Genomic DNA, 11,275 nt, shown 5'->3' on the forward strand with positions numbered 1-11,275 from the left:
GGCTTCGCCGTTGCCGGTCCTTTTGTCTTTTCTACTCAATTTTTCGAGGTGCGCATGACTGCGGAGCAGCGCTTTGCTCGCCGCGTGCGGGTCGCGATTGCGGCCTTCGTGCTGTTGTTTGGCTACTTTCTGGCGGCCGATCTGTGGATGCCGATCACCCCACAGGCGCAACTGACCCGCCCGGTGCTGCGCATCGCCCCGCGGGTGAGTGGCCAGGTGCTGGAAATTGCGGTAACCAACAACGCCCATGTTCAAGCCGGGCAGGTGCTGTTCCGCCTCGACCCGCAGCCGTTCCGCTTGGCCGTGCATGCCGCCGAGCTTGCCGAGGAACAGGCCGAGCAAAACAATCAGCAACTGGACGCCACCCTCGCCGCCGCCCGCGCCGATCACCAGGCTGCGTTGGCCACTGCCTCCGAGCTGCAACGTGAAGGCGCGCGCCTGGCCAAGCTGTTGGCCACTGAGCATGTGTCGCGTCAGTTGTACGAGCAAACCACTGCGCAAACGGCGGCGGCCCAGGCCAAGGTTTCGTCGGCCAATGCTCGTATCCGCGAGCTGTTGGTGGAGCGTGGTGAATCAGGTAACGGCAACCTGGCCCTGCGCCTGGCCCGCAATGCGCTGGAGCAGGCCACGCTGCAACTGGCCTATAGCGAAGTGCGCGCCGAACGCAGCGGCACCCTGAGCAACCTGCAGTTATCCCCAGGCGCCTATGTGGCGGCCGGCAGTGCGGTGGCGGCGTTGGTGGCGGACGAGGCGGATATCAGCGCCGACTTCCGCGAAAAAGCCCTGCGTTATGTCAGCCTGCAAGACCCCGCCTCGGTGGTGTTCGACGGTCTGCCCGGGCAGGTGTTTGCCGCCACCGTCAGCGCCATCGATGCCGGGGTGAAAGAGGGGCAGTTGGAAGCCAATGGTGACCTCGCCGCGCCGGCTACGTCCGACCGCTGGGTGCGCGATGCTCAGCGCCAGCGTTTGCATGTGGTGCTGGACCAGGCACTGCCGCAAGCGCTGCCCAGCGGCGCCAAGGCGACCGTGCAGCTGTACCCGCACGATGCGCCGCTGGCGGCGTTTTTCGGCCGCGTGCAGATCCGTCTGATCAGCTTGCTGCACTACATCTACTAGGCCTGTCATGAGCCTGCCCGCCCTCACCGACAACGGCCTGCGCCAGTGCCTGCGCATCGCCACGGGCGGCACCCTGGGGCTGTTCATCTGCAAATTGATGGACTGGGACAACGGCTCGTTTTTCGCCGTCTACCCGATGCTGCTACTCGGCCTGACGCCGGTGATCAACGCCCATGTGATTCGCCAGTTCCTTGCCCAGGCGCTGCTGGCCTGCCTGGAAGTGCTGCTGATCTATGGCCTGTTCGGTGACCGGCCGCTGCTGATCGTGCCGCTAGTGTTCGCCTCGTTCTTCTGGCGGTTTCGCCTGATGGCGCAGGGGCCGCTGTTTATGTTCGGCGCCCTGGGCTGCGTGTTTCTGTCGATGCTGCTGCACTTCGCCAGCTACCCGGAAACCCACCTGTACGACCTGGTCACCAGTAACCTGGTGGCCGCCGTGCAGACTGTGCTGATCGCCTGGCTGATGTTCTACCTGTTCCCCGATGCCGAACCGCGCCCGGCGCGGCCGCCGGTGATCAAAGACCTGCCCAGCCAACGCCATGAAGCGCTGCTTGGTGCGTGCATCGCGACCCTGTCGTTCATGCTGTTCCAGACCTTCGATTTAAAAGACTCACTGTCGGCGCAGATCGCCTCGATTCTGGTGCTGTTCCCCATGCACTGGACCGGCATCCGTTTCGCCGGACGCATTCGCGCGCTGGGTACCTTGCTCGGTTGTGCGGTGGGGCTGCTGTTGCAGCTGGTGCTGTATGACCACTATGACGTGCTGCCGCTGGTGACCCTGCTGTACTGGATCGCGACCTTTTGCTGCGCGCGCATTCATACCCGCGAAGGCGCTCAGGGAGTGGGCTTTGGCGCATTGACCACCATCGCCATCGTCTTTGGCCAGTACCTGACGCCCAGCCAGGACATGATGTTCAGCCTGGCCTACCGCCTGAGTTCGGTGTGCGTTTCGGTGTTTATCACGCTGCTGGCGGTGTTTGCCCTGCACCGATTATTCAACCGGTTTGCGGCCACCCGGCATATGAGCCACGAGCGCTGACCGGTAGGGTGTGCTACGCGCACCGAGCGATATCAGGTCAATCGCCTGGTGCGCGGAGCACACCCTACGTCGAGGTTCGGCGTGGGGGCGGGGGTGTGGCTAGAGCTGCTTTTGCCAAACCTTGGGTTTGAAGAACAGGGTTTCGCCTTTGGCCAGGCCGGTCAGGCTGTCGTGGTCTTTGACCACTTCGGCTTCGATCAGCTCGTCCTGTGCGGGCACCTTCAGGGTCACCCGGGTGATCGCGCCGAGTGGGCGGATGTCGCGCACTTCGGCGGCCTGGTGGCCTTCGGTTTCATGGCGCGACAGGGAGATTTCGTGCGGGCGGAACAGCACGTGCTCTTCGCCACCCAGGTGCAGGCGGTTGGAGTCGCCGAGGAAGTGATAGACGAAATCGCTGGCCGGGTTTTCGTACACCTCGCCTGGCGAGCCGATCTGCTCGATCACGCCCTTGTTCATCACCACGATACGGTCGGCCACTTCCATGGCTTCTTCCTGGTCGTGGGTCACGAACACCGAGGTCAGGTTGATGTCTTCGTGCAGGCGCGCCAGCCAGCGGCGCAGTTCTTTACGCACCTTGGCATCGAGGGCGCCGAAGGGTTCGTCGAGCAGCAGCACTTTCGGTTCTACCGCCAGGGCGCGGGCCAGGGCGATACGCTGGCGCTGGCCACCGGAGAGTTGCTCCGGGTAGCGGTCGGCGAGCCAGTCGAGCTGCACCATGTTCAGCAGTTCGTGGACTTTCTCGGCGATGCGGGTTTCGGTCGGGCGCTCGCCTTTGGGCTTCATGCGCAGGCCGAAGGCGACGTTGTCGAACACCGTCATGTGACGGAACAGGGCGTAGTGCTGGAACACAAAACCGACGTTGCGATCGCGCACGTCGTGGCCGGATACGTCTTCGCCATGGAACACGATGCTGCCGGCATCCGGGGTTTCCAGACCGGCAATAATGCGCAGCAGGGTGGTCTTGCCGCAGCCCGACGGGCCGAGCAGGGCCACCAGTTCGCCGCTGTGGATATCCAGGTTGATCTGGTTGAGCGCCTTGAAGGCGTTGAAGTTCTTGCTGACGTTACGGACTTCGATACTCATGGTTTATTCCTCGTCCGCTTTGGCTTTAAGGCGGTTGATACGGGACTCGCTCCACTGCTTGAGCAGAAGGATGAACAGCGCCAGGATCAGCAACAGGCTGGCCACAGCAAAGGCAGCGACGTGGTTGTATTCGTTGTAGAGAATTTCAACGTGCAGCGGCAAGGTGTTGGTTACGCCACGGATATGCCCGGACACCACCGACACCGCGCCGAACTCGCCCATGGCCCGTGCGGTACACAGCACCACGCCATAGATCAGGCCCCATTTGATGTTCGGCACGGTCACGTGCCAGAACATCTGCCAGCCGTTGGCGCCCAGCAGGCGCGCAGCTTCTTCTTCCTGAGTACCTTGCTCCTGCATCAGCGGAATCAGCTCACGGGCCACGAACGGCACGGTGACGAAGATGGTCGCCAGCACGATGCCCGGCAGGGCGAAAACGATCTGGATGTCATGCTCCTGCAGCCACGGCCCGAACAGGCCCTGGGCGCCGAACATCAGCACGTAGACCAAACCGGCGATCACGGGCGACACCGAGAACGGCAGGTCGATCAGGGTCACCAGAATGCTTTTGCCCTTGAACGAGTACTTGCTCACGCACCAGGCGGCGCTGACGCCAAACACCAGGTTGAGCGGCACCGAAATCAACACGGCAAATACCGTCAGCTTGAGGGCTGACAGTGCATCGGGTTCGAAGATCGCGGTGAAGAAGGCACCCAGGCCGTTCTTCAAACCCTGTGAGACCACGATGAACAACGGCAACAGCAAAAACAGGGCGAAGACCAGCCAGCACAGGCCGATCAACACGCGGCGGGCGTTGACGCTGCCGCGGCGGGCGGCGTTGGCGGAAGCGGCCGCGCTTAGCGTTGGTGAAGACATGGCGCGCTCCTTAAGGTTTTTCGATGCGCCGCTGCAGCAAGTTGATCAGCAGCAGCAGAATGAAAGACACCACCAGCATCAACACGCCAATGGACGTAGCGCCGCGGTAGTCGTACTGGTCGAGCTTGACCATGATCAGCAGCGGCAGAATCTCGGTTTTCATCGGCATGTTGCCGGCGATGAAAATCACCGAGCCGTACTCGCCGACGCCACGGGCAAAGGCCAGGGCAAAGCCGGTCAGCCAGGCCGGTAGCAGCGCCGGGGCAAGAATGTAGCGGAACACCTGAAACGGCTTGGCGCCAAGGCACGCGGCAGCTTCTTCGATCTCGCGGGGGATATCGGCCAACACCGGCTGCACCGTGCGCACCACGAAGGGCAGGGTCACGAAGGTGAGCGCCAGGGTGATCCCCAGCGGGGTGTAGGCAATTTTGAAACCGAGGTCAGCGGCAAACTGGCCGACCAGCCCGGTGGGCGTGTACAGCGCGGTCAGGGCAATACCGGCGACGGCGGTGGGCAGGGCGAACGGCAGGTCGATCATCGCGTCGATGACCTTGCGCCCGGGAAAGGTGTACCGCACCAGCACCCAGGCCAGCAGCGTACCGATCACGCCATTGATCAGCGCGGCATACAGCGCCGTGCCAAAGCTCAACTTGAGCGCGGCGATCACGCGGGGAGCGGTGATGATGGCCCAGAATTGGTCCCAGGTCAGTTGAGCGGCGTGGACGAACATGGCCGCCAGCGGAATCAGCACAATCAGACTGAGGTACACCAAGGTGTAGCCCAGCGTCAGCCCGAAGCCGGGTATGACGGGGGAGATCTTGCGTGACATAGGTATCCTTTGTTTGACGCACGAAAGCCCGGATGTAACTCCGGGCTTTTGGCTTCGTAGGATGGGTAGAGCGTTAGCGAAACCCATCGTTACGCGTATTGATGGGTTTCGGCTGTGCCTCTACCCATCCTACGTAGTGCTTTGACGATTACTGGGCTTGGTAGATCTGGTCGAACACGCCGCCATCGTTAAAGAATTTCGGTTGCGCAGTTTTCCAGCCGCCGAAGTCCTTGTCGATAGTGACCAAGTCCAGTTTCGGGAATTGGCTGGCGTACTTGGCCGCGACCTTCTCGTCACGTGGGCGGTAGAAGTTCTTCGCGGCGATTTCCTGACCCGCCGGGCTGTACAGGTGTTTCAGGTACTCGGTAGCGATTTCGGTAGTGCCTTTTTTCTCGGCGTTCTTGTCGACTACAGCCACCGGCGGTTCGGCCAGGATCGACAGGGACGGCACGATGATGTCGAACTTGTCGGCGCCGCCATCTTCTTTCAGCGCCAGGAAGGCTTCGTTTTCCCACGCCAGCAGCACGTCGCCCTGACCGTTGTTGACGAAGGTGATGGTTGAGCCACGGGCGCCGGTGTCCAGAATCGGCACGTGCTTGTACAGCTGCTCAACGTAGTCTTTGGCTTTGGCTTCGCTGCCACCGGCTTTCAGGCCATAGGCCCAGGCGGCGAGGAAGTTCCAGCGCGCACCGCCGGAGGTTTTCGGGTTCGGGGTGATGACTGAAACGTCTTTCTTGATCAGGTCGCCCCAATCCTTGATGCCTTTGGGGTTGCCCTTGCGCACCAGGAACACGATGGTCGAGGTGTAAGGGGTGCTCGATTGCGGCAGGCGGGTCTGCCAGTTTTCCGGCAGGGTTTTGCCCAGCTTGGCGATTTCGTCGATGTCACCGGCCAGGGCCAGGGTCACGACGTCGGCACGCAGGCCGTCGATCACGGCGCGGCCTTGTTTGCCCGAGCCACCGTGGGATTGCTGAATAACGACTTTGTCGTCTTTGTGGCTTTGTTGCCAGAATTTGATGAACTCGGCGTTGTACTCCTGGTACAGCTCGCGAGTCGGGTCGTACGAAACGTTCAGCAGCTCGTAATCCTTGGCGACGGCGGTACCGGCGAAGAGGGCGCTGGTCAAAGCTGCCAAAGCGAAACGGCGAATGGACATGGTGTAACTCCTAAGATTTCAAATTTTGTTCAAGTGTTATGGCTGAGTTTCTTATGAGGTTGGCCGCATTCGCGGCTGCCAGCGTGGTCGTGGCTGGCGGGTATTACGTTGCTGCTGGGTGTTCATCTGGGTTGCCCTCCGGTCGTCCAGTAGGCGGTGGTTCAATTCGGTTGTCGCTCGGCTCAGGCCTGCTTACCGGCAGCCGGTGGCTGCAGGCGGAATTTCTCTTTGCGCTCGATCTGTACGACCTGGCCGTTGTGCACGGTGATCTCCACCGAGCCAAAACGCAGGCCCTGCAGGGCAGCGGAAATTTCGCGGAGGATGCCGGCTTCGTCCTGGCCCTCAACGCTACGAAGGGGTGCGCTCATCTATCTGCTCCTTGAAAAAATGCCCTGGCCTGTTTGGGGAAAGTGGGCGTGGTCAGTGGGCGTGGAGCGGATAGTAGGGGGTGCCTAATATTCTTAAAAATACTATTTAAGAATTTTTATATAACCATTTTGATTTATGGCGGCGAGCCATCTCTATATCGCGACGCGCGCGGGCGCGGGGGCTGTGCATAAATGCCTGCAGGGCCTGGAAATAGAGGGCTGCAAGGGCGTTCGAGGCAAACCGGAGGCGGCTTTTTGCCATGATAGAAATTGCTTTAAAAGCATAAGTAAATAATTTCTTATTCCTTAACGAGTATATGACCCCTCCCTATACTGGCCTCCACACGTATTTCGCAGGAGGCGTTTCCCATGCGCAGCGAATCCATCCGCTATCTGATAGTGCCGGGCTGGCAAGGCTCGGCCGACGAGCATTGGCAAAGCCATTGGCAACGCAGCCTGCCCAACAGCCAGCGCGTCGAGCAGGCCGATTGGCTGAATCCCGACCGCGCGGCCTGGGTCAGCGAACTCAACCGCGCCGTGGCCGCGCAGACAACCCCGGTAATCCTGATCGCCCACAGCCTGGGTTGCGTCACCGTTGCCCATTGGGCGGCCAGCGCGCCGGTGGAATTGCTGCGTCGGGTGCAAGGTGCATTGTTGGTGGCGCCGGCCGACGTCGAACGTCCGGCCTGCCCGGAGGCGCTGCAAGGGTTTGCACCGATTCCCCGAGAGCTGCTGCCGTTTCCAGCGCAACTGGTGGGCTCCGATAACGACCACGCGGCCAGCGCCGCTCGGGCTATCGAGCTGGCCCGTGACTGGGGCGCCGAGGCGGCGATTCTCAGCGGCGTCGGGCATATCAACGTGAAGTCCGGCCACCAGCGTTGGGAACGCGGTTTTTCCTACCTCTACCGCCTGCAGAACCGCATCGAACAGCACGCCCGCCGCAGCGCCTGATTCGTCGCACCCCGCTGATTTTTTCGTTACCCAAGCCGCTGTATCAGCAGCCGGCTTGGTCTGGAGTCGTCATGTCCCGCACCGAACACCCCGGCCAGCCGTTGCTGACCTTTCCCGACGCCGATAAAAGCCCGCTGAGCATCCGCGCCAAGGCGCTGGTGTTTATTGACGCCCGCTCGCGGCAGTTGCGCGCGGACGTCAGCCAGCTGGCGCCGAGCCATTTGCCGGTGTTGATTCAGGGCGAAATGGGCACCGGTAAGGAATTGTTGGCGCGCCACATTCACCGCGAAAGCGACCGCGCCGGGCTGTTCGTCGCCCTGAGTTGCAGCAGCCTGAGCCAGAACCACGCCGAGGCGGAATTGTTCGGCTATGCCGCCGGCGCCCACAGCGGCGCTGCCAGCAGCCGCGCCGGCTGGTTCGGCTCGGCCAATGGCGGCACCCTGTACCTGGATGAAATCGGTGACCTGCCGCTGGCGCTGCAGGACAAGCTGCTGGCCGCCCTGGAAAACCGCGAAGTCACCCGCGTCGGTGCCGGCCAGGCCAGCCCGGTGGACGTGCGCCTGGTGGCCGCCACCAGCATCGACCTTGGCCAGGCAGTGGAGGCCGGCAAGTTTCACCCGCGCCTGTACCTGTACCTGAATGAAGGGCGCCTGGCACTGCCGCCGCTGCGTGAGCGAATCGGCGACATCCTGCCGATGGCCGAATATTTTCTTGGCATCTACACCCAGCGCCTGGGCCTGCCGATGCCGCTGATTGGCGCGGCGGCCCAGCAGGTGCTGGAGTGGCACCCGTGGCCGGGCAATACGCGTGAGCTGGAAAATGTCATTCACTTTGCCCTGCTGGTCAGCAGCGGCGAGGAGATTCTGCCCGAGCATCTGGAGCTGGCCGGCGTACGCGCGCCGTTGCCGGCCATCGAACAGCAGCTGCGCCAGTGGTTAGCGCGTGCGGGTGCCGATGGTGCCGTGCAGCTGCAGCAACTGGTTTCGCGGGTGATTGGCTAGGCTTTGCGCCACACGCTGGCCAGCCATGGCTGTTGCTCGCGGGGCAGGCCAGTGGGGCGGTAGTAGTGCTCCAGTTCGATGAAACCGGTCGCGGTTAGAAACTGCTGCCAGGCCGCCAGGTCGTGGTAACTGCCATAACGCGGGCCGTTCCAGCCTTCCTGGTTATCACCACGCGGGTTGGAACTGAACAGCACGCCGCCGGGTTTCAGGGTGGCGTGCAGCTCGCTTAACACCCGCGGTAATTCCTGGCTCGGAACATGGAACAGCACGGCATTGGCGAACACCCCGTCGAAGCGTTCGGTGGGTAAGTCCAGGCTCAGGAAATCTTGCTGCCACACCTCACAGCCGCTGTCGTCGCGAGCCATCCGGGCAAAGCTCGCCGAGCCATCGAGGCCCACCGGTACGTGGCCCATATCGCGGAACACCTTCAGATCGCGGCCCGGGCCGCAGCCGAAATCGAGAATCTGCAACGGCGCTGGCGCCTGGATATGGCGCAGCAGGGCGGCAATGTTCTGGCTGACGTCGTGGTCGCGGGTGCCCTCGCGAAAGCTGTCGGCACTCTGGTTGTAGTGCTGCAGGGTGAGGGCGGTGATCTGGGTGAGTTGCTCGGGGGATAGGGGCATGGCGGCTTAAGGGTTTCGTGAAGGATGACCATTATCGGTAGGAGCGGCCGGTCCGGCGCTCCGGTTAGCCGCGATGCTTCTTATCTTCAAGAGCATCGCGGCTGAAGCCGCTCCTACGAGACGGCGAAGGCTTTGGGTTTAACCCCAAACTTGTTGCGGTACTCGCTCGGCGACAGATTGGTGATCTTCTTGAACGCGCTGCGGAACGCGCCGGGGTCCTGATAGCCCACGGTCCAGGCGATATGGTCGACCGTGCCATTGGTGAATTCGAGCAGTTCCCGCGCCTTGCCGACTTTCACATGCTGGCAGTACTCGGTCGGTTTCAGCCCGGTGGCAGCACGGAACCGACGCAGAAACGTCCGCGCTTCCAGGCCGGCACAGTCGGCCATCGCGGCCAGGCTGACATCCACCGCGCCATTGCCCTGCAACCAGTGCTGCACCTTGAGCACCGCCGGGTCGCCATGGGCGAGGATCGGGGCGAAATTGCTGCCGCATTCGCGGGCACTGTCGCTGTGTTCGATCATCAGGTAACGCGCCGTGCGGGTGGCAATGCTCGGGCCAAGCAGGCGGTCGACCAGGCGCAGGCCGATTTCCGCCCAGGCCATCAGGCCGCCGGTGGTAATGATGTCGCCGTCATCGATGATGGGTTTGTCCACATCCACCTTCAGCTTGGGGAACTGGCTGGCCAGCTCCTCGCCATGGGTCCAGTGGGTGGTGGCTTTACGCCCGTCGAGCAAGCCGGTGATGGCCAGCAGAAACGCGCCCAGGCAGATCGAGCCGACGATGGCGCCCTGTTCATGGCTACGCTTGATCCAGGCGGCGAGTTGCTGCGCCTCCTCGGCGCTGGGCATGTCGGCCAGCGAGGGTGGAATGACAATGGCGCCAAGTCGGCTGGTGCTGTTGGGCAGGCTGTCAAAACCACGTTGCGGCGCCGCGTCCGGGCGCTCGGCGCTCCAGTGGCTGATGCGCAGCTGCGGCAACTGCTCGGACTGTTGCTCGCCGGCAATCCGGTTGGCCAGCGCGAACAGATCGGTCAGGCCATGCACGGCAGCGGTTTGCGCGCCGGGGTAAACCAGCAGACCAATTTCCAGCACCGGTCTGTTTGCAAGCTTTGTCATTTTTTCCACCGCTATTGTCGTTCCGGCTAATCCTCGGCCGTGTGGTGTCGGCCAATACTGCACCCCACGCAAGCAACCGAACATTACCTACCTGAAACGAGGAACACACCATGTCCAAGCAAGCACTTATCGTCGTCGACATTCAGAACGACTACTTCGCCGCCGGCAAGTGGCCGTTGGTTGGCGCCGAAGCCGCCGCTGAAAAAGCCGCGCAGGTGATCAAGGCGTTTCGTGATGCTGGTGACCTGGTCGTGCACATCCGCCACGAAGCCACCGACAAGGACGCGCCATTTTTCGTCGCCGGTTCCGAAGGCGCGCAGATCCACCCGAGTGTCGCCAACCGTGGCGACGAGCCGGTAATCGTCAAACACCACATCAACTCGTTCCGCGATACCGAACTGAAAGCCGTGCTCGACCAACATGGCATCGACAAGCTGATCATCGTCGGCAGCATGAGCCACATGTGCACCCATGGCATTGCCCGCGCCGCCGTGGATCTGGGTTACGACACCACGGTTATCCACGATGCCTGTGCCACCCTGGATCTGGAGTTCAACGGGGTGAAGGTACCGGCCGCTCACGTGCATGCTGCATTTATGGCCGCGCTGGCCTTCGGTTACACGCCGGTGGTGTCTACGGCGGACTTTCTGGCGTGACCATCAGGGCTTTTTGAGGTCACGAAGCGGTGCCGCGCGCGCAATCTGGTGTTGCGCGTGACCGGCACCGGGGCCTTGTTTTGCGAAATGTGTCTAATATTCTTAAAAAGCATTAAAAACAAACTAATAAGTCTTTTTAGATTTATGCCTTTTTTATTACTGTTGCGCGGTCGTAAACGGGCCCCCCGGGACGACCCGCACCAAGGCAGCTGAATCCTCGATCCGCGTCCCCCGCTCGTGGTCTCCCTTGCAGTGTCGGAAAACTAAAAGAACTGCATCTGGAGCAAGCACCATGACCAAATCTCCTTTGGCCGCCGCCGTACTTCTGGGCCTGATCGCTCAGCAAGCTGGCGCCGCCGGTTTCGTTGAAGACAGCAAGGCCACTCTGGGTCTGCGCAACTTCTACATCAACGCCGACAACCGCAACCTGGCTCGCGGCAACACCGCCAACGCCGCGACCAC

Annotated in this window: 13 protein-coding genes; 6 read left to right on the top strand and 7 right to left on the bottom strand. The window is 62.0% G+C overall.

The annotated features are described in order from the left end of the window. Positions 1 to 54: 54 nt before the first annotated feature. Positions 55 to 1,116 carry an HlyD family secretion protein gene (locus tag C8K61_RS06455; RefSeq protein ID WP_108095373.1) on the top strand — a complete coding sequence of 354 codons (1,062 nt, stop codon included), beginning with the start codon at positions 55 to 57 and terminating at the stop codon, positions 1,114 to 1,116. 7 nt (positions 1,117 to 1,123) lie between these two features. Then, a complete protein-coding gene (locus C8K61_RS06460; RefSeq protein WP_108095374.1) occupies positions 1,124 to 2,152 on the top strand; it encodes a DUF2955 domain-containing protein in 1,029 nt (342 codons plus the stop codon). Positions 2,153 to 2,251: 99 nt separating this feature from the next. Here the strand turns inward: C8K61_RS06460 and C8K61_RS06465 are convergent, their stop codons facing one another. From C8K61_RS06465 to oscA, 5 genes are all read right to left on the bottom strand, one after another. Then, a complete protein-coding gene (locus tag C8K61_RS06465; protein WP_108095375.1) occupies positions 2,252 to 3,235 on the bottom strand; it encodes a sulfate/molybdate ABC transporter ATP-binding protein in 984 nt (327 codons plus the stop codon). 3 nt (positions 3,236 to 3,238) lie between these two features. Beyond that, positions 3,239 to 4,111 carry a sulfate ABC transporter permease subunit CysW gene (gene cysW / locus C8K61_RS06470; protein ID WP_108095376.1) on the bottom strand — a complete coding sequence of 291 codons (873 nt, stop codon included), beginning with the start codon at positions 4,109 to 4,111 and terminating at the stop codon, positions 3,239 to 3,241. Positions 4,112 to 4,121: 10 nt separating this feature from the next. Beyond that, positions 4,122 to 4,940, bottom strand: coding sequence for a sulfate ABC transporter permease subunit CysT (cysT, locus tag C8K61_RS06475; RefSeq protein ID WP_108095377.1), 819 nt, complete (start codon positions 4,938 to 4,940; stop codon positions 4,122 to 4,124). A 148-nt stretch (positions 4,941 to 5,088) separates the two neighbouring features. Continuing rightward, positions 5,089 to 6,096: a sulfate ABC transporter substrate-binding protein gene (locus C8K61_RS06480; protein WP_108095378.1), complete on the bottom strand. Its 1,008-nt coding sequence runs from the start codon at positions 6,094 to 6,096 to the stop codon at positions 5,089 to 5,091. A gap of 182 nt (positions 6,097 to 6,278) precedes the next feature. Then, entirely contained in the window at positions 6,279 to 6,464 is a 186-nt protein-coding gene (gene oscA, locus C8K61_RS06485; protein WP_108095379.1) for a sulfur starvation response protein OscA, read from the bottom strand. Between the two features lie 369 nt (positions 6,465 to 6,833). Here oscA and C8K61_RS06490 point away from each other — a divergent pair, with 369 nt between their 5' ends. After that, positions 6,834 to 7,415, top strand: a complete 582-nt coding sequence (locus tag C8K61_RS06490; RefSeq protein ID WP_108095380.1) for an alpha/beta hydrolase — start codon at positions 6,834 to 6,836, stop codon at positions 7,413 to 7,415. A 71-nt stretch (positions 7,416 to 7,486) separates the two neighbouring features. Further along, positions 7,487 to 8,416, top strand: coding sequence for a sigma 54-interacting transcriptional regulator (locus tag C8K61_RS06495; RefSeq protein WP_108095381.1), 930 nt, complete (start codon positions 7,487 to 7,489; stop codon positions 8,414 to 8,416). Here the strand turns inward: C8K61_RS06495 and C8K61_RS06500 are convergent. Then, positions 8,413 to 9,039 carry a bifunctional 2-polyprenyl-6-hydroxyphenol methylase/3-demethylubiquinol 3-O-methyltransferase UbiG gene (locus C8K61_RS06500; protein WP_108095382.1) on the bottom strand — a complete coding sequence of 209 codons (627 nt, stop codon included), beginning with the start codon at positions 9,037 to 9,039 and terminating at the stop codon, positions 8,413 to 8,415. The genes C8K61_RS06495 and C8K61_RS06500 overlap by 4 nt on opposite strands. A 113-nt stretch (positions 9,040 to 9,152) precedes the next feature. Beyond that, positions 9,153 to 10,157 carry a GlxA family transcriptional regulator gene (locus C8K61_RS06505; RefSeq protein ID WP_108095383.1) on the bottom strand — a complete coding sequence of 335 codons (1,005 nt, stop codon included), beginning with the start codon at positions 10,155 to 10,157 and terminating at the stop codon, positions 9,153 to 9,155. A 110-nt stretch (positions 10,158 to 10,267) separates the two neighbouring features. Between C8K61_RS06505 and C8K61_RS06510 the strand changes: the two genes are divergently transcribed. After that, entirely contained in the window at positions 10,268 to 10,813 is a 546-nt protein-coding gene (locus tag C8K61_RS06510) for a cysteine hydrolase family protein (protein ID WP_108095384.1), read from the top strand. Positions 10,814 to 11,105: 292 nt separating this feature from the next. Beyond that, positions 11,106 to 11,275, top strand: a 170-nt coding sequence (locus tag C8K61_RS26940) for an OprD family outer membrane porin (protein WP_146174272.1), incomplete at its 3' end; no start/stop codon positions are given.

It is taken from the genome of Pseudomonas sp. GV071, from assembly GCF_003050835.1.
Taxonomy (GTDB): Bacteria; Pseudomonadota; Gammaproteobacteria; order Pseudomonadales; family Pseudomonadaceae; genus Aquipseudomonas.